General features: G+C 64.2%; 17 protein-coding genes. 11 read left to right on the plus strand and 6 right to left on the minus strand.

The annotated features are described in order from the left end of the window. From C8E02_RS01200 to C8E02_RS01230, 7 genes are all read left to right on the plus strand, one after another. Positions 1–591 (plus strand): PilN domain-containing protein, encoded by a 591-nt coding sequence (locus C8E02_RS01200; protein ID WP_120809343.1) that lies wholly within the window; start codon positions 1–3, stop codon positions 589–591. Then, positions 588–1,202: a type IV pilus inner membrane component PilO gene (locus C8E02_RS01205; protein WP_120809344.1), complete on the plus strand. Its 615-nt coding sequence runs from the start codon at positions 588–590 to the stop codon at positions 1,200–1,202. The genes C8E02_RS01200 and C8E02_RS01205 overlap by 4 nt, the downstream gene beginning before the upstream one ends. After that, positions 1,199–1,735 carry a pilus assembly protein PilP gene (locus tag C8E02_RS01210; RefSeq protein WP_245961029.1) on the plus strand — a complete coding sequence of 179 codons (537 nt, stop codon included), beginning with the start codon at positions 1,199–1,201 and terminating at the stop codon, positions 1,733–1,735. The genes C8E02_RS01205 and C8E02_RS01210 overlap by 4 nt, the downstream gene beginning before the upstream one ends. Then, positions 1,732–3,873, plus strand: coding sequence for a type IV pilus secretin PilQ (locus tag C8E02_RS01215; RefSeq protein WP_120809345.1), 2,142 nt, complete (start codon positions 1,732–1,734; stop codon positions 3,871–3,873). The genes C8E02_RS01210 and C8E02_RS01215 overlap by 4 nt, the downstream gene beginning before the upstream one ends. A 34-nt stretch (positions 3,874–3,907) precedes the next feature. Then, positions 3,908–4,456 (plus strand): shikimate kinase AroK, encoded by a 549-nt coding sequence (gene aroK / locus C8E02_RS01220; RefSeq protein WP_082133827.1) that lies wholly within the window; start codon positions 3,908–3,910, stop codon positions 4,454–4,456. A gap of 2 nt (positions 4,457–4,458) precedes the next feature. Then, positions 4,459–5,550 (plus strand): 3-dehydroquinate synthase, encoded by a 1,092-nt coding sequence (aroB, locus tag C8E02_RS01225; RefSeq protein WP_120809346.1) that lies wholly within the window; start codon positions 4,459–4,461, stop codon positions 5,548–5,550. A gap of 78 nt (positions 5,551–5,628) precedes the next feature. Next, a complete protein-coding gene (locus tag C8E02_RS01230; protein WP_120809347.1) occupies positions 5,629–6,018 on the plus strand; it encodes a type IV pilus assembly protein FimV in 390 nt (129 codons plus the stop codon). A 169-nt stretch (positions 6,019–6,187) separates the two neighbouring features. Here C8E02_RS01230 and C8E02_RS01235 read toward each other — a convergent pair whose 3' ends face one another. Both C8E02_RS01235 and C8E02_RS01240 read right to left on the minus strand, forming a co-directional pair. Further along, positions 6,188–6,616 (minus strand): type IV pilin protein, encoded by a 429-nt coding sequence (locus C8E02_RS01235; RefSeq protein ID WP_120809348.1) that lies wholly within the window; start codon positions 6,614–6,616, stop codon positions 6,188–6,190. Then, entirely contained in the window at positions 6,610–7,044 is a 435-nt protein-coding gene (locus tag C8E02_RS01240; RefSeq protein ID WP_147424406.1) for a pilus assembly FimT family protein, read from the minus strand. The genes C8E02_RS01235 and C8E02_RS01240 overlap by 7 nt, the downstream gene beginning before the upstream one ends. A 284-nt stretch (positions 7,045–7,328) precedes the next feature. Here C8E02_RS01240 and gabT point away from each other — a divergent pair, with 284 nt between their 5' ends. Together gabT and gabD are read left to right on the plus strand one after the other, a co-directional pair. Next, entirely contained in the window at positions 7,329–8,594 is a 1,266-nt protein-coding gene (gabT, locus tag C8E02_RS01245) for a 4-aminobutyrate--2-oxoglutarate transaminase (protein WP_120809350.1), read from the plus strand. A gap of 77 nt (positions 8,595–8,671) precedes the next feature. Further along, positions 8,672–10,132, plus strand: coding sequence for an NADP-dependent succinate-semialdehyde dehydrogenase (gabD, locus tag C8E02_RS01250; protein ID WP_120809351.1), 1,461 nt, complete (start codon positions 8,672–8,674; stop codon positions 10,130–10,132). Positions 10,133–10,236: 104 nt separating this feature from the next. On the opposite strand, the gene C8E02_RS01255 is transcribed toward gabD, so the two are convergent. The 4 genes from C8E02_RS01255 to C8E02_RS01270 all read right to left on the minus strand — a co-directional run bounded on the left by C8E02_RS01255 (position 10,237) and on the right by C8E02_RS01270 (position 15,729). After that, positions 10,237–12,597: a diguanylate cyclase domain-containing protein gene (locus C8E02_RS01255; RefSeq protein WP_120809352.1), complete on the minus strand. Its 2,361-nt coding sequence runs from the start codon at positions 12,595–12,597 to the stop codon at positions 10,237–10,239. A 54-nt stretch (positions 12,598–12,651) separates the two neighbouring features. After that, positions 12,652–14,085 carry a hypothetical protein gene (locus tag C8E02_RS01260; RefSeq protein WP_120809353.1) on the minus strand — a complete coding sequence of 478 codons (1,434 nt, stop codon included), beginning with the start codon at positions 14,083–14,085 and terminating at the stop codon, positions 12,652–12,654. A gap of 73 nt (positions 14,086–14,158) precedes the next feature. Next, on the minus strand, positions 14,159–15,325 hold the full coding sequence (locus C8E02_RS17560) for a GNAT family N-acetyltransferase (protein WP_120809354.1): 1,167 nt from the start codon (positions 15,323–15,325) through the stop codon (positions 14,159–14,161). Positions 15,326–15,327: 2 nt separating this feature from the next. After that, positions 15,328–15,729: a rhodanese-like domain-containing protein gene (locus tag C8E02_RS01270; protein WP_120809355.1), complete on the minus strand. Its 402-nt coding sequence runs from the start codon at positions 15,727–15,729 to the stop codon at positions 15,328–15,330. A 95-nt stretch (positions 15,730–15,824) separates the two neighbouring features. Here C8E02_RS01270 and pdxR point away from each other — a divergent pair, with 95 nt between their 5' ends. Together pdxR and C8E02_RS01280 are read left to right on the plus strand one after the other, a co-directional pair. After that, positions 15,825–17,288 (plus strand): MocR-like pyridoxine biosynthesis transcription factor PdxR, encoded by a 1,464-nt coding sequence (pdxR, locus tag C8E02_RS01275; RefSeq protein WP_120809356.1) that lies wholly within the window; start codon positions 15,825–15,827, stop codon positions 17,286–17,288. After that, complete coding sequence (locus C8E02_RS01280) at positions 17,285–17,788, plus strand: 2-thiouracil desulfurase family protein (protein ID WP_245961030.1); 504 nt, start codon at positions 17,285–17,287, stop codon at positions 17,786–17,788. The genes pdxR and C8E02_RS01280 overlap by 4 nt, the downstream gene beginning before the upstream one ends. The last annotated feature ends 266 nt before the right edge of the window (positions 17,789–18,054 follow it).

Consider the following 18,054-nt stretch of genomic DNA (forward strand, 5'->3'; position numbering starts at 1 on the left):
ATGATCCGGATCAACCTGCTCCCCCACCGCGAACTGAAAAAGGCGGCCCACCGCAAGCGCTTCCAGAACATGCTGGCCGCGGCGCTCCTCACCGGGCTGGGGCTGTCCTATGCCGGCTACAGCTGGCTGGACAGCACCCTCAGCGAACAGCAGCGCCGCAACCAGCAGCTGGAGCAGGCCATTGCCCAGCTTGACCAGCAGTTGAGCAATATCGAAAACCTGCGACAGCAGCGCATGGCCCTGCTATCGCGCAAGGAACTGGTTGAACAGCTGCAGAATAGCCGCACCGAAGCCACCCGGATTTTTGACCACTTGATCAAAACCCTGCCGGAAGGGGTATTCATCAAGAGTTTCAAACAGACCGGCACCACCATCGCACTGAGCGGCACTTCCTTGTCCAGCGCCCGCGTTTCGGCCCTGATGCGCAACCTGGAGCAGTCCGAGGTGTTTAGCGCGCCGATCCTGATCGAGGTCAGTTCCACGCTGGTCGACAATGTGCGCGCCAATGACTTCAGCCTCAGTCTCTCTCTCCGGACACCGGCGACCAGTGCCAGCCAACCCGTGCAGGCCGTACCAGGGGCAACGCCATGACAATGGATGAATTCCGTCAACTCGACCTCAAAAACCTGCCGGATTTGCCACTCGGACCGCAGATCAGCAGTCTGGTCGTCATGATTGCCGCCATCCTGGGGCTGGCCTACTACTTTGTGTTTGCCGACCTGCAGGACCAGATCGAGCGCCAGCAAGCCAAAGAAGTCCAGCTGAAGGAAAGCTTCCTCGACAAGAAGCGCCAGGTTGCCAATTTGGCCGCACTGGAAAACCAGCTGAAGGAGATCGAATCGTCTTTTGGTGCCCTACTCAAGCAGCTGCCAACCAAGGCGGAAATGCCTGCCCTGCTCACCGAAATCAACCAGGCCGGGGTTGGCCGCGGCCTGCTGTTCGAGCTGTTCCGCCCTGGCAGCGAAACCAAGGCGGCACAAATCGCCACCCTGCCGATCCAGATTCGCCTCAGCGGCAGCTATGGCGAGCTGGCGACCTTCGTCAATGACGTGGCGCAGCTGTCACGCATCGTGACCATCGGCGACATTACCCTGAGTCCGAACGGCGGCGCCAAGGAAGACCGCCTGCAGCTGCAGGCCACCGCCAAAACCTATCGTGCCCTGGAGGCCAGCGAACAGACGGCCAAGGCCGGTAAACCATGATGAAAACAGCCCGCCAACGTCTCGTCATCATCCTGCCCTGCCTGCTGCTACTGAGCGCCTGCGGCGCCGAGCCGGAAAGCATCGATCAATGGATGCAACACGCCGGCAAGGATCTGCATGGCAAGGTCGAGCCCTTGCCACCGCTGCAGCCCTATGAGCCTTACCAGTTTCAAAGCGCCCAGCTGGGCTCGCCGTTTGATCCGGCACGGCTGCAGCTGGCGCGCAACAAGGTCAAGGGGCTGTTCAACAACAACCGGCCACGCGAGGTACTGGAAAACTACGAGCTGAGCCAGCTCAAGCTGACCGGCACCCTACGCATCAACAAACAGTATTTCGGCCTGATCCAGACGCCCGACAACGGCATATACCGCGTGCGGCCCGGCAGTTTTGTCGGCCCCAACTTTGGCATCGTACGCAAAGTCAGCGAGACCGAAGTGGTACTGGAAGAAACCGTGGAAAACATCAATGGGGAGTGGGTACAACAAGAAAACACGTTGTACCTGCTACAGCAGGAACAAGGGGCAAAACCATGAACAAGCATTACCTGAAAACACTGGCCAGCAGCCTGCTCCTGGCCGGCCTCTCCCCGGCCCTGCTCGCCGCCAATGCCATCACCGCCATCGACCTCGTCAACAACAGCCAGAACGAACCGGTGCTGGCCATCAGTTTTGCCGCGGCGCCAACCACGCCGGCCAGCTTTTCCATCATCAACCCGCCGCGCATCGCCTTCGACTTCAAGGACACCAGGAACCAGACCGGCAAGAACCTGCTGCCCTTCAACAGCGAGCTGCTCAATGCCGCCACCATCGTCGAAAGCAGCGACCGCACGCGGCTGGTGCTCAATCTCAACAAGAGCAGCGCACACAGCACCCGCATTGACGGCAAGCAGTTGCTGGTGAGCTTCAACGCCGCCGACAAGCCGCTCGCCGCCGACAGCAGCCCGCTTGCCAGTCCCGCTGCGGCCAACCTTGGCATGGCCCGCCAGGTGGCCAATGTCGACTTCCGCCGCGGCAGCAAAGGCGAGGCGCGCATCATCGTCGACCTGCCGACCAGCAACAGCCCGGTGGACATCAAGCGCGAAGGCAACAACCTGATCGTGGACCTGGCCGGCATCAAGCTGCCGCGCCACCTCGAGCGGCGTCTGGATGTCACCGACTTTGCCACCCCGAGCAGCCGCGTCGATGCCGTCAACCAGAACAGCGGCAGCCGCATTGCCATCCAGTCCGGCGGCAACTGGGAATACTCCTCCTACCAGACCGAACGCCAGCTGGTGGTCGAGATTCGTGCCGTATCGCAGGAAGAGGCCGAGGCCAACCTGCTGGCACAGGGCAAGACCAATTACAAAGGGCAACGCCTGTCGCTCAACTTCCAGACCGTCGACGTGCGCTCGCTGCTGCAGGTCATCGCCGAGTTCACCGGCCTGAACATCATCACCAGCGACAGCGTGACCGGCAGCCTCAGCCTGCGCCTCAATGACGTCCCCTGGGACCAGGCACTGGACCTGATCCTGACCCAGAAAAACCTGGAAAAACGCCAGGTCGGCAACGTCATCCGCATCGCGCCGCGCAGCGAGCTGGTCAGCATCGAACGCCAGATCGCCGAAGCCAACCGCATCAAGAAGACATCGGAACCGTTCATCACCGAGACCTTCACCATCCGCTATCGTGCCGCCGAAGAAATCAAGGAAGCGATCAAGGATCTGGGTCGGTTTAGCCAAGTGGCGGAAACAGAAAGGGAAAGCAACAACAACGAGACTAGCGCCAACTCCCGCTCCGCCACCACTGTCAACAACGCCCTGACGCTGATGGCAGACAGCCGCTCCAACCGCCTGATTGCCCGCGCCGGCGTGTCAATGATCGAGGAAGTGCGCAAGGTCATCGAGATTCTGGACGTGCCGCTACGCCAGGTATTGATCGAGGCGCGCATTGTCGAGGCCAAGGACAACTTCCAGCGCGATCTGGGCGTACGCCTTGGCGTCACTAAAGTCGGTGGCGACACTGCCATCGGCAACTGGAATGGAGAAGAAGGCTCAGGCATGCCCATTCCAGGCACCGGCAGTGTGCTTGGAGCACCCTCGGTATGGAACCCCAACATTGACCTGCCTGCCGGCCTTGCTGGCGCAAGCATCGGCGCCATTTTCAAGAACGCCAGCACCCTGATTGGCCTCGAACTGTCCGCAATGCAGGCCGAGGACAAGGGCAAGGTGGTGTCCAGCCCGCGCATCCTGACCGCGGACCGCACCAAGGCGACCATCACCGAAGGTACCGAAATTCCCTACCAGTCCATCGACGACAATGGCAAGTCGACCACTACCTTCAAGAAAGCCAACCTGAGCTTGTCGGTGACGCCCCAGGTCACGCCGGAAGACGACATCATCATGGAACTCAACATCACCAAGGACACACCGAATACCAAACTGTCGCTCGATGCCGGCCCGGCCATCGACAACAAGACTGTCGACACCCAGGTGCGCGTCGAAAATGGCGGTACCGTCGTGATTGGCGGCATTTATGTACAGGAAGAAAACAATGTCGAAAACAAAGTGCCGTTACTGGCCGACATCCCGTTGCTTGGCGTTCTGTTCCGCAATAAGTCCGTCACCAACAACCGCCGCGAACTACTGATTTTCATCACGCCGCGGATTGTCGAAAACGAACTGATTGCCCGCTAAGGGCAGGCGACAGCGTGCCAACACTTCCTTTACAATGCTGGGCATGAAACTGGCAGGCAATATCTTTCTGGTCGGCTTGATGGGTGCCGGCAAAACCACGGTTGGCCGCACCCTTGCCCGCCACACCGGCAAACAATTTTTCGACTCGGATCACGAAATCGAAAAACGCACCGGTGTTCGCATCACCACCATCTTCGACATCGAGGGTGAGCAGCGCTTTCGCGAACGGGAACGCGACACCATTGCCGAGCTGTGCGCGATGGACAACATCGTGCTGGCCACCGGTGGCGGCGCCATTCTGGCACCGGAAAACCGGCTGGCGCTGCGCAGTCACGGCACCGTGATCTATCTGCGCGCCCAGATCGACGACATTCTGGCCCGCACCCTGCACGACAAGAGCCGCCCGCTACTGCAGACCGGCAATCCGCGCGCCAAGCTGGAAGAGCTGTTTGCCCAGCGCGACCCGCTGTATCGAGAAGTGGCCGACCTGACCATCGACACCTCCCATCAAAACGTTAACGTGCTGATTGCCCGCCTGGAACAGCAGTTGGCCGAGATTCTGACCTGCCAAAAGTCCAACTGACCATGAAAACGCTCGATCTTGTTCTTCCCGATACCCGTTACCCCATTCACATCGGTCAGCAGCTACTCGGCAAGGTCGAGCTGATTACCCCCCACCTCAAGCAAGCACGCGTGGCCATCGTCACCAACACCACAGTGGCGGCGCTGTATCTTGAGCCACTGCTGCGCAGCCTGGAGCAGGCCGGCATCAGCTGCCTGCCGGTGGTGCTGCCGGACGGGGAGGACTTCAAGACCTGGGACACCCTGAACCAGATTTTTGACGCACTGCTGTCGCACCGCTGCGAGCGCAGCACCACGCTGATCGCACTGGGTGGCGGCGTCATTGGCGACATGACCGGTTTTGCTGCCGCCTGTTACCAGCGCGGCGTACCCTTCATCCAGATTCCGACCACCCTGCTGGCACAGGTCGACTCTTCCGTCGGCGGCAAGACCGCGATCAATCATCCGCAAGGCAAGAACATGATTGGTGCGTTCTACCAACCGCAAGCGGTGATTGCCGACATGGACTTGCTGGACACGCTGCCGGAACGCGAACTGTCGGCAGGCCTGGCCGAGATCATCAAATACGGTCTGTTGGGCGACGAGCAGTTTCTGGGCTGGCTGGAACAGAACATGTCCTCACTACGCAAGCGCAACAAGCAGGCGCTGGCCTATGCGGTGGAACACTCCTGCAAGATGAAGGCCGATATCGTGGCGCAAGACGAGAAAGAACAGGGCATGCGCGCCCTGCTCAACCTTGGCCACACCTTTGGCCACGCCATCGAGGCCGGCCTTGGCTTCGGTACCTGGCTGCACGGTGAAGCCGTCGGTGCCGGCATGCTGCTGGCGGCTGAAGCGTCACGGCAACTGGGCTGGCTGGATCAAGCGCAGGTCTCGCGGGTGGAGGCGGTACTGCAGCAGGCCGGCTTGCCGACCATCGCACCGGCACTGGGCACCGCGCGCTGGATCGAACTGATGGGCCATGACAAAAAAGTGGAAGGCGGCGAGATCCGTTTCGTGCTACTGCAGTCGCTGGGCCATGCTGTTGTCGCAAAGCTGCCTGCCGCAATCCTGGAGCAGACCCTGAACAGCCGTTTTGTCGGCAGCGCCCCGTAAATACCACTACGCATTTCTACGAATTGCCGCGGCCGGTAGCGCACTGCAAAATGGTTGCTCCAATGAGGAGAGATCACCATGCTGCGCCTACTTGCCGATGTCGCCAAAGCCTTTGATACCGTTGCCGACATTGCCCATCCGGGCGAGCTGATGCACCAGTTGCGCTTCGTGCCGCCACGGCAGCGCGGCATCGACCCGGTCGGCGAAGCCGAGGTGTATCTCACCTACCAGCGCTACAAACGGGCACGACAAGTGCTGCGTCACACCATCCGGACCGAGCCGGACAACCTGCCGGCGCACATCCTGCTGCTGCACACCTACTTCCTGCTGGAAAGCAGCCACGACTACTGCCAGCTGGCCGCAACACTGCAGGCCAAACTGGCGCATCGCCCGGAGTGGGCGCACATCTGCCACGTTGGCCGCAGCCTGGCGCCGGACTATCCGCTGTTCCAGCAGCACACCCACTGAGCCGCCTTGCTGTAGCACGCACAGAGCAGGTGGCAAACACCTATACATCCCGCCAATCCAGTCCCAGCCTGTCCGCCGCGCGATGGCCGCAAGCTGTGGCCAGGCGCCCATCGCCGATTCACCATCACGTCTCCCCACCCGGTAGCGAGCCACAGCCACTTGTTGCGACCTAGTGCACCAGCTCGCACTGCTCCACGCCGTCCCGCCGAATGCAACGCTTGATGATCCCGGTTTGCGTCAGGGAAATCACCTCCGTTTCGTCCGCCACTTGCAAGCGCGTGGCACGCAGCACGTAGTAACCGTCGTCGGTGTTGCGTGGCAAGGAGCCGAATGCCAGCTGGTACTGCGCCACCCCGCCGGGTGGCGAAAGCGAGACCGGCAACGCCGGCCAGCGTGTCGGCGTCAGCTTGTAGCTGCCGTGGCGATGGTAAAACTCTTCCAGAAAGATCGCATTTTCCTGCAGCAGGGCGATCGCCTGCGCCCGCTGGCTGCGCTGCACATAGCCCTGATACGCCGGCAAGGCTGCCGCCGACAGGATGCCGAGCAATGCCAGCACCAACAGCAGCTCAAGCAGGGTGAAGCCGCGCCGCGCTAGCATGGCAGCGCGCGGATGCGCATCGGCACCGATACCAGCAGCTGCGGCGCCACCGGCGTAGCTTTCAGCGGCAGCACCTGCAACGCCTCCTTGGAGTCGTAGAGCGCCAGCCGGCCACCCGCCCGATCCTGGAACAACAGCACGCCCTCACTCCAGTGTCGCTCACCGGCACTAAGCGGCGGATTGGCAAAACAGCCCTGCGGATCCTGATTCAGCTTCATGTTGACGGCACAGACATACACCGGCCGCTGCCGCAGCAGGGCATCGTTCCTGGCGCGCAACAGCAGCACGTTCAGGCGGCTGATATAAGCCTGCAGCACCCGGTCCCGCACCATGCCGCTCCACGCCGGGATGGCAAACGACAGCACAATGCCGCCGAGCAGCAGCGTCATCAACAGTTGCAACAGTGAAAAGCCATCAACCCGCGACATGTCTGTTCCCTCCTCGGCTAATCCTCAACAAATAATGCCATATGATTTTTAATTGGCATTAAAAATCAGGAGGAGGTATTGCAACAAGTTGGCCGCAATGTGGCGCGCGGCGTCACTCCGCCTTCCGCCAGGCGCGATTGGTAATTTTGCGACGACACATGTTTAACTTATCGATCACCCGTAGCTTTTTACTAAACACCAGCTTAGAATGAGTCAATACTCTAGCCAGTGCTGGGCGAGCTCATCTCCAGCAGATAAGGCAGGGCCGTCTAAAGGAGAAATTCATGAGTCCGCAAGAACTGATGCAGCGTAAAGCCAATGCCACCCCGCGCGGCGTGGGGGTAATGTGTTCCTTCTTTGCCGAGCGCGCGAAGAACGCCGAGATCTGGGACACCGAAGGCAAGCGCTACATCGACTTCGCCGGCGGCATCGGCGTACTCAATACCGGCCACCTGCATGACAAGGTGCAAGCGGCCGTTGCCGAACAGCTGAACAAGTTCAGCCACACCTGCTACCAGGTGGTGCCTTACGAGCTGTATATCGAGCTGGCAGAAAAACTGAATGCGATGACCCCTGGCAGCCACGCCAAGAAAACCGCGTTCTACACCACCGGTGCCGAAGCAGTGGAAAACGCGGTGAAGATTGCCCGCGCCGCCACCGGCCGTCCTGGCATCATCGCCTTCGGCGGCGGCTTCCACGGCCGTACGCTGATGGGCATGGCACTGACCGGCAAGGTCGCGCCGTACAAGATCGGTTTCGGCCCGTTCCCGTCCGACGTGTACCACGGCGTGTTCCCGAATGAACTGCACGGCGTGTCGGTAGCCGACTCCATCGCCAGCATCGAGAAACTGTTCAAGTACGACATCGAAGCCAGCCGCGTGGCGGCCATCATCTTCGAACCGGTACAGGGCGAAGGCGGCTTCTATTCCGCGCCGGCCGAGTGGGTGCGTGAAATCCGCCGCATCTGTGACCAGCACGGCATCCTGATGATCGCCGACGAAGTGCAGGCCGGCTTTGCCCGTACCGGCAAGTTTTTCGCCATGGACCACTACGACGTCGCCCCGGATCTGACCACGCTGGCGAAATCGCTGGCTGGCGGCTTCCCGCTGTCCGCCGTGGTCGGCAAGGCCGAGATCATGGACGCACCGGCACCGGGCGGCCTCGGCGGCACCTACGCCGGCAGCCCGCTGGCCCTGGCCGCGGCCAAGGCGGTGATCGACGCCATCCAGGAAGAAAAACTGCTGGAACGCGCCAACAAGCTGGGCAGCCAGCTGAAGGAAGTGCTGAACGGACTGAAGGCCGACATCCCGCAGATCGCCGATGTACGCGGCCTCGGCGCGATGATCGCGGTGGAATTCAACAAGGCTGGCAGTCACGAGCCGGATGCTGACTTCACCAAGAAGGTACAGACCAAGGCACTGGAAGCCGGCCTGATCCTGCTGACTTGCGGCGTATACGGTAACGTGGTGCGCTTCCTGTTCCCGCTGACCATCGAAGACGCTATCTTCGATGAAGCGCTGCAGAAACTGGTTGCCGCCATCAAGGCCTGATCGCACTCGTTGAAATAGCCTGCGGCCAACCTTGCGACACGCAACGTTGGCCGCATCGCCTACAAGGACACCACACCATGCTGAACCTGAAAGACCCATCGCTGCTGCGCCAGCAGTGCTACATCAACGGCGAGTGGCTGGATGCCGACAACGGCCAGACCATCGCGGTAAGCAACCCGGCCACCGGCGAGACCATCGCCCACGTGCCGAAAATGGGCCGTGCCGAAGCCGAACGTGCCGTCGCCGGCGCCGCCGAAGCCTTCAAGAGCTGGAAGAAGAAATCGGCCAAGGAACGCGCCACCATCCTGCGCAAGTGGTTCGACCTGATGATGGCCAACCAGGACGACCTGGCGGTGATCCTGACCTCGGAACAGGGCAAGCCGCTGGCGGAAGCCAAGGGCGAAATCGCCTACGGCGCCAGCTACATCGAGTGGTATGCCGAAGAAGCCAAGCGCATCTACGGCGACACCATTCCGTCCACCGGCGCCGACAAGCGCATCCTGGTAACCAAGGAGCCGATCGGCGTTACCGCCGCGATCACCCCGTGGAACTTCCCCAATGCGATGATCACCCGCAAGGCCGCCCCGGCACTGGCCGCCGGCTGCCCGATGGTGGTACGCCCGGCCAGCCAGACCCCGCTGTCGGCACTGGCCATCGCCGTGCTGGCCGAGCGTGCCGGCATTCCGGCTGGCGTGTTCTCGGTACTGACCGGCGGCTCCACCGAAATCGGCGGCGTGCTCACCGGCAGCGACACGGTGAAGAAATTCTCCTTCACCGGCTCCACCGAGGTTGGCCGCAAGCTGATCAGCCAGTGTGCCGAGACCGTGAAAAAGGTGTCGATGGAACTGGGCGGCAACGCGCCGTTCATCGTGTTTGACGATGCCGATCTCGACGCCGCCGTCGAGGGCGCGATGATCTCCAAGTACCGCAATGCCGGCCAGACCTGCGTCTGCGCCAACCGCATTCTGGTCCAGGACGGTGTCTACGATGCCTTCGCCGAGAAATTCGCCGCCGCAGTGGCCAAACTCAACGTCGGTAACGGCCTGGAGGCCGGCATCACCCAGGGCCCGATGATCGACCAGAACGCGGTGACCAAGGTGGAAGAGCACATCGCCGACGCGCTGGCCAAGGGCGGCACGCTGGTGACCGGCGGCAAGCGCCATGCGCTGGGTCACAGCTTCTTCGAACCGACAGTGATCACCGGCGTGACACCGGCGATGAAGGTCGCCAGGGAAGAGACCTTCGGCCCGCTGGCACCGGTGTTCCGCTTCAAGACCGAAGCCGAGGCGATCCAGATGGCCAACGACACCGAGTTCGGCCTGGCGTCCTACTTCTACGCCCGCGACATCGGCCGCATCTTCCGCGTGTCCGAAGGCCTGGAATACGGCATGGTTGCCGTCAACAGCGGCATCCTGTCCAACGAGGCGGCACCGTTCGGCGGTGTGAAGCAGTCCGGCCTCGGCCGCGAAGGCTCCAAGTACGGCATCGAAGACTACCTCGAGATCAAGTACGTGCTGCTGGGCGGTATCGACCAGTAAGACGCAAACGGGCTGGCCGCTTGTGGCCAACCTTGTGCATAACAAAGCCGGTGTCCATGACACCGGCTTTGTCATTGGTGCGCCGCAAACCCGCGGCGCCGGTGTCAGAGCTTGCCGGCGTGCAGTACCAGACAGTTGCGGCCACGCTGCTTGGCCTGGTAGCAGGCGTCGTCGGCACGGGACAGTACCGGCTGCGCCCGCTCGTCCTGCGGCTGGATCATGGTCACGCCGATGCTGGCGCTGATGCGGAACGCGCGCTCGCCCAGATAGACGATGTGGGCGTCGATCGCCTGCAGCAGCTCGCGCAGCATGCGCTCGGCGACTTCCAGCTCGCAGTGGCACAGCAGGATGGCGAACTCGTCGCCGCCGAGGCGGGCGACGATGTCGCTGCTGCGCACCTGCTGCTGCATGATGCGCGCCACATCCTGCAACAGCAGGTCGCCGCCCTGCTGGCCGGCGCTGTCGTTGACCGCCTTGAAATGATCGAGATCGATCATCGCCAGCACGTGCGGCTGGTAGTGCACGCGGTTGTCGTCGAGCACCTCGCCCAGCGCGGCAAGGAAACCGCGACGGTTGCGCAATCCGGTCAGCACGTCGTGGCTGGCCTCCCAGCGCTGCTGCTGCATGCGCTGCTGCCGTTCGCCGTCGTCGCGCAGCACCACCACCTTGTAGCCCTGCAGCGCGCCGCTGCCGGCCATCACCGACAGCGTCAGCAGCACCGGCTGCACCCGCATGTCGCGGCTGAGCAGATCCAGCGCCAGCGTCTTGCCGGCGGCATCGCGCTCGATGTCGCGCAGCGGCACCGCCAGTCCGGTCTCCGGGCTGACCAGATTCATGAACACGCCCAGCAGGCGGCCAAGCACGTCCGAGGCCGGCACCCCGAACAGCGCCAGCGCCGGCGGGTTGGCGTATTCCACCTCGTCCATGCGGTTGGTCAGCACCACCGCGTCGCTGATCGAGCCCAGCAGCAGCAGGCTGCGCTCACGCTCGGCCTGCAGGTGGCCGCGCGCCTCCTCGCGGGCGCTGACATCGCTGACCAGGCCGAGGAAGCGGCGTTCACCGCCGCTGGCGGCCAGCTCGCTGAAGCGCAGCTCCACCATCACCCGGCAGCCGTCGCGATGCCGCAGCCGGCACAGCAACTCGAAGCCGCTGCCGGTGGCCAGCAATTGCTGCCACTGTCCGGCCACCTGCGGCAGGCTGTCGGGGTGGATCTCGTCCAGCCAGTGACGGCCGAGCCAGTTGCCGATCTCCGCCGCCGGCAAGCCGGCGACACGCATGCTGGCCGGATTGAGCGATTGCAGGCGCGCCTGCGCATCCACCACCAGCACCCCCATCGGCGACACCTCGTTCAGGGTGCTGAACAGCGCGTCGCGCGCGGCGAGCTGCTGCTCGCAGTCGGCGCGGCGACGGCAGGCGGCCGCGACCTCGTGCGCGATGCGCTGCAGCTCGCGGCAGCCCAGCGCCGCTGTCGTGGCGTAGGGGTCACGCTGCAGCACCGTGAGCTGGTTCTGCAACCGGCCCAGCGGCCGCAGCAGGCGGCGCATGCCCCACCACGCCAGCGGCAACGACAGCAGCAGCGCGACCAGCAGCAGCAACAGGTAGTGGCCACCCAGCACGCGCGCCGGCTGCATTACCTCGTGCAGCGGCAGCACCACCCCGAGCAGCCACGGCACATTGCGCAGCCGCTGGTAGACCTGCAGCGCCGGCACGCCATGGCTGTCGCCCACCGCGGCCTGGCCAGCGGCGCCGCCGAGGGCACGCTGCAGCAACGGGTCGGCCGTCGCCACCGGCATGCTGTCGCCGGCATCGGCGTGCAGGATGGCGAGCTGGCTGCGTACACTATGGATGGTCAGGAAACCGCCCTGCCCGATAGCGATGTTTTTCAGTTCGCCGAAGAACTCCGGCGAATACAATTCCAGGCTGCCGCCGAGCACCCCGGCAAGCTGGCCCTCGGCGCTGAACACCGGCGCGGTGAACACGATCACGGTGCGCTTCAGCCCGCCACTCATCGGCACCGGCTCCGATACCTGCGGCCGCAGGGAGTCGCGGGTGGCGCGGAAGTAGTCCTGATCGGCGACATTGAGACCGAGCCGTCCCGGCAACCCCGGGTAGTCGGCGATGACATTGCCCTTGCGGTCGTACAGCAGCACGCTGCTGAACATGCCCTTCAGATAGCGGAAGCGGGCAATCAGCTCTGCGCCCTGCTGCTCGAACTGCTCTGGCGCCAGCTGCAGGTTGGCCGCAGCCTGCTCCAGCAGCACCTGCCGCGTGCGCACGCGGTCGTCGACATCGGCGGCCAACCTTGCGGCCAAGGCTTCCAGGCTGCGCGCCTGCACCTCGCGTAGCGCGCTGCGGCTCTGCACATAGGCGCTGCCGCCGGCCAGCAGCAGCAGCAGCGCCAGGAACAGGCCGCCCAGCACCAGCAGGCGCAGGCGCAGCGTCGACAACAGCACACTCTTGAACATGACCCGGCTCGATACCCCTCGGCAACGGTTGGCGATGACAGGCGGCGGTGCCGCTCAATGCAGCTTCGGCGCGTGCTCGGTGACCGGAATCCCGGCCTGCTGCAGGCAGGACTGCAGGTCCTGCCACACCAGACTGCGATCCGGGCTCAGGTCCGGCGTCAGCAGCCACGGCGTATGGGCCAGCAGCTGCTGCGAGCCGCCCAGCAGGCGCACATCGTAGGCCTGGTGTTCCGGCTGGTATTCCGCCTCGGCGTGCAGCCCGTCAGGCAGTTCACTGCCGGAGAGCACCGCCATGGTCAGCGCGAAACGCTTGCGGTTGTAGGCGGCGGTACCGGCGGCCAGCGCCTCCCACCACGGCAGCGGCATGAACAGCTCGGCCTCGCCGTACACCATTTCCGCCGATAGCGCCTGCTGCACCAGCGGCATGGTGGCGTCCAGCGCCTCGCGCGCGTGGCGACGCACCTGCGCCAGCGGCAACTTGCCACGCTCGACGATGAAAGGCAGCCACGCCAGCACCAGCTGCGGCTCGTTGACGGTGGAGGCGGCCTCGAAACTGGCGCGCGAGGCGGCGACGTCGTGCAGCGCCAGGTCGCAACCGGCGTCCATGGTCGGCGCCAGATGCACCAGCGACTGGCAGCTGCGCTCGGCCAGGCTGTCGACGGTGAAGATGGTCGGCGACATCCACAGGATGGTTTCCGGCGCCAGCGTCAGCGCCTCGGCCAGCTGCGGCTCCACCTGCTCCAGCAACGGGAAGTGCCACCACACCCCGCCCTGCGCCCGCGAGAACACCACCGGGAACGCCCACAGCTCGTAGGAGGCGACATTGCCGTCCGGCCGCATCACCTCGGGAAAGGCGATGGTGTCGTGGGCGCAATCCAGCAGCAGCTTGCGCGCCGGCGGCTCGGTCTGCAGCGCCAGCTGCGACTCGGTAAACACCGCCTGGTCGCCACCGGACAGCGCCTGCTGTACCAGCGCCGCCAGCTGGATGCGCTTCACCGGGTTCTGCACCGCGTCGCGGCTGAGAGCGACCAGCTCGGCAATACGTGCCTGCCGCTCCGCCGGCGGCAGCGGCTCGGTCGGCACCAGGCGGAAATCACGCTCCTTCGGTGCCACCTCGCGGTCGATATAGGCTTTCTGCAGTCGCTGGTAGACCTGCATCGCCTCGTCGCAGATCTTCTGCAATTGCGCGGCGGTCGGGATCTCGCCCCAGAAGTTGAAATCGAACAGGCGGAAACCGGAGTTGGTGACGTAGTGCGTCAGGTGATGGCTTTCGTCGTACAGCACCACGCTGCGAAAGCCGTCCTGGTCGCGACCGTCAAACGGCGTCAGGTCCATGCCCACCAGACGACAGACGAACACCGGTTCCTGGGTATGAATCACGTATTCGTAAGGCTCCAGCCCCTTCTCTTCGACGGCATCACCAAAGATGAAACGGCTGGGAATGAATGGATCGCCCTTGATCGGGACATTGCGCGGATGGGATTTCATGCGTCTGGCGTCGATACTGCCTTGTAAAACCGCCGATTTTACTCCGACGCCAGAAGCATAGCTAACAGTTAGGCTAATTTAGTGCCAGCTGGTAACGCTGGAACACCACATCGCGCTGCCAGCCCATGCTGGCGTACAGCGCCTGCGCCGCGGCATTGTCGACGGCGGTCACCAGATCCAGCCTGACCACGCCCTGCGTCGCGGCCACGCTGGCCGCCGCCTGCAACAGCGCCCGCCCCGCGCCGCTGCGCCGTGCGTGCTCGGCCACATACAGGTCGTTCAGCAACCACACCGGCGCCGCCGAAACCGAACTGAACAGCGGACAAAGCTGGGTGAAGCCCAGCAATTCACCGGCGCGCTGGTACACCAGAATGGTGGTATCGCCCTGCAGCAGCCGCTGGCGGATGAAGTCATGCGAGGTGGCGGCATCGTCGTGACGGCCGTAGAACTGGCGATAGCCGTCGAACAGCACCGCCAGCTGCGGCAGATCGGCCAGCGTGGCCAGCCGCACGCCGTCCTGCTGCGTCTGCGCGGCCAGGCTGCGGCGGCACTCGTCCAGGCTGCGGCGCTGGCGGCCGTCGGCGTCGAAGTTGGCCGCATCCAGCCACGCTTCCAGCACGGCACGATTGGCCGGCCACTCGCTGTCCAGCAGGCTGAACCAGGCGGTGTCGCGGTTCAGCCCCCAGTTCACCCGCGCCTGACGGAAGATGCCCTCGAAGGTAAAGCCCAGCCGCGGCGCGGCGCGCATCGACGGCGCGTTCAGCGTATTGCACTTCCATTCGTAGCGACGGTAGCCCCAGTCGAACGCCTGCCGCATCAGCAGGTACATCGCCTCGGTGGCCGCCACGCTACGCTGCAGCAGCGGCGAGTAACGCAGCCAGCCGATTTCGATCACCCCGCCCGCCGCGTCGATGCGCAGGTAGCTGCAGCTGCCGATCGCCTGGCCGCTGGCCTGATCGACGATGGCGAAGAACAGCGGGTCGCGGCTGTCTTCCATCATGCCGAACCAGCTGCCCCAGTCGGCATCGCTTTGCGGGCGCGGCATCAGGTAGGCCCAGTCGCGGCCGTCCACATCCAACTCCAGCGCCGCGCGCAGCCCGGCACCGTGCTGCTGGTGGCTGAACGGCTCCACGCGGCAACTGCGCCCCTGCAGGGTGACGCGCTGCGGCGGGGTGGCACCCTGCCAGTTGTCCACCGTCACGCCCAGCGCGCGGCCGTACTGATCGTATTGCATGTCCATGTTCAACCTCCGCAGCCGCAATCGGCGGCCGTGTTGATATCGCAGCTGGCACCGCCAGCCACCGTGGGGTAGCCGTCACGCTTCCACCAGTCCAGCCCGCCCTGCAACTCCTTCACCGTAAAGCCCAGCTCGGCCAGCTTCAGCGCGGTCTTGGTGGAGGCATTGCAGCCGATGCCGTCGCAGAAGGTCACCAGCAGCACATCACGCGGCAGCTGCGCGGTGCTTTCTGCCGTGATGCCGCGATGCGGCAGGTTGATGGCGCCGGGCAGGGTTTCGGCGGCATAGGCCGCCGGCGAGCGGCCATCCACCAGCAGCAGCGCCTTGCCCTGCTTCTGCCGCTCCGCCACATCCCAGCTGTCGATCTCGTACGCCAGTTTGGCCTGGTAAAACGCGATTTGATCCATTCTGTTTCCGCTCCGTTGGTATCCCGACCACTTCATGGTAAAAACATTCACGGCCCCGTCCAAGGGCCAGTTTATGACGGCGAAGGGGAACCACTTTGCAAGCAGCATGGATCAGCGAGGCGCTGGCCGCCAGCCTGGAGCGGCACAGCAAGGAAGGGCTGTCACGACAGCTGATGCGGCTGCTGCGACAGTGGATCAGCGACGGGCGCCTGGCCGGCGACACGCTGCTACCGGCCAGTCGCGAGCTGGCGGCCAGCCTCAAGGTTGGCCGCAACACGGTGCTGAACGCCTATGAACAGCTGCAGGCAGAAGGCTACCTGAGCACGCGCCACGGGGCCGGCACCTATGTCACCGACCTGTTCTGCCAGCGGCAGCAGACGCCACTGCCGGCACGACGCCTGCCCCTGGGACTGTCGGCGCGCGGCGCCAGCCTGTTCGCCAGCTGCCGCCTGCCACAGGGGCTGAGCGGTGCCTTCGCCCCGGGGGTGCCGGAGATCCGCCAGTTCCCGCATCACTGCTGGCAGCAGCTGCTGTCGCGCCACCAGCGGCAAGCTCATCCGGCCATGCTCAACTACACCGCCGACGGCGGCCTGCCGGCACTGCGCGAGGTACTGGCGGAGTACCTGCAGCTGTCGCGTTCGGTGCGCTGCCGGCCGGAACAGATCCTGATCACCCACGGCGCGCAGCAAGGGCTGGAACTGACAGCCCGGATGCTGGCCGACCCTGGCGACATCGCCTGGGTGGAAGAGCCCGGCTATGCTGGCGCCCATGCCGCGTTCCGCGGCGCCGGCCTGACGCTGCTGCCGGCACCGGTCGACGCCGAAGGTCTGGCGCCGCAGCTAGTCGCCGATCCGCGCCCGCCACGCCTGATCTACACCACACCGTCGCACCAGTATCCGTCCGGGGTGGTGATGAGCCTGTCGCGGCGACTGACCCTGCTGCAGCACGCCGAACAGGCACAGGCCTGGATCATAGAGGACGACTACGACAGCGAATTCCGCTACCGCTCGCAACCGCTGCCGGCGCTGCAGGGCATGGCACCGGACGAGCGGGTGATCTACGTCGGCACCTTCAGCAAGGTAATGTACCCCAGCCTGCGCATTGGCTATCTGGTGGTGCCGGATGCGTTGATCGACGCCTTTCGCAGCGCCAATGCCCGCCTGTACCGGGAAGGGCAGTATCCGGTGCAGGCGGCGCTGGCCGACTTTATCGCCGCCGGACACTTCGCCCGCCACGTGCGCCGCATGCGCGAACTGTATCGTGAGAGGCAACAGCTACTGCGCCAGGCACTGGCCGACTCCGCTGCCGAGCGGCTGGCTTTGTCGCCCGGCGAAGCCGGCATGCACCTGGTGGCCAGCCTGCCAGCCGGCGTGCAGGAGCAGGCACTGAGTCAGGCTGCCGCGACACAGGGCGTCTGGCTGCGGCCACTGGCGCACCACTATCTGGCGACGCCGCAGCAGCAAGGCCTGGTACTGGGCTACGCCGGCGTCGACCAGCAGGCGATCCGGCATGGCACACAGGTACTGGCCAGCCTGCTTCAGGAACAAGGGAAAAAATGATGAACAAGCCGCCACTTCTGGTCAGCGCCTGCCTGCTGGGACAACCGGTACGGTATGACGGCCACGGCAAGGCCATGCCATCACCGCTGCTATTCGAATTGGCCCGTCGCTATCAGCTGCTCAGCATCTGCCCGGAGTGCCAGGGCGGCTTGCCGACGCCACGTCCAGCGGCCGAAATCAGTGGCGGTGACGGTGGTGACGGTGGTGACGTACTCGACGGCCGCGCCCGCGTTATCACACAGACAGGGCAGGATGTCAGCCGCGCCTTCATCGACGGCGCGCGACAGGCTCTCGACAGCGCCATCCGCCACGGCTGCCGGCAGGCACTGCTCAAGGCCAATAGCCCGTCCTGCGGCAACCGGCAGATCCATAGCGGCCGCTTCGACCAACAGTTACAGCCCGGCAGCGGCGTGACGGCTGCCCTGCTGCAAGGGCACGGCATTAGCGTATTCAATGAGAACGAGATGGACAGGCTGCTGCTCACCAAGCCGCAACCATAGCGGCCGACAAGCGCGGCCTGGCTCCCTGCCGGCCGCGGCGGTGTGACACCCCGTTAACAGCAGGTGATCACCGTGCAGACGAATAACTACCACCCCAAGCGGAAGCCGTGCAGGGCTTGGCAGCCAGATAAAGCGCATCACGGGGAATGGCAATCGGATAGAAGCTGCGGGCCACAAGGTTGGCCGCAGCGGCGTTGTGCAGGCCGCGGCCACGCACCTCGCGGGCGACCCCGTTGGATCAGCGGCGGGGCGAGATGGGGAATTGA

The organism is Vogesella indigofera (assembly GCF_003633895.1).
GTDB classification, from domain to species: domain Bacteria; phylum Pseudomonadota; class Gammaproteobacteria; order Burkholderiales; family Chromobacteriaceae; genus Vogesella; species Vogesella indigofera.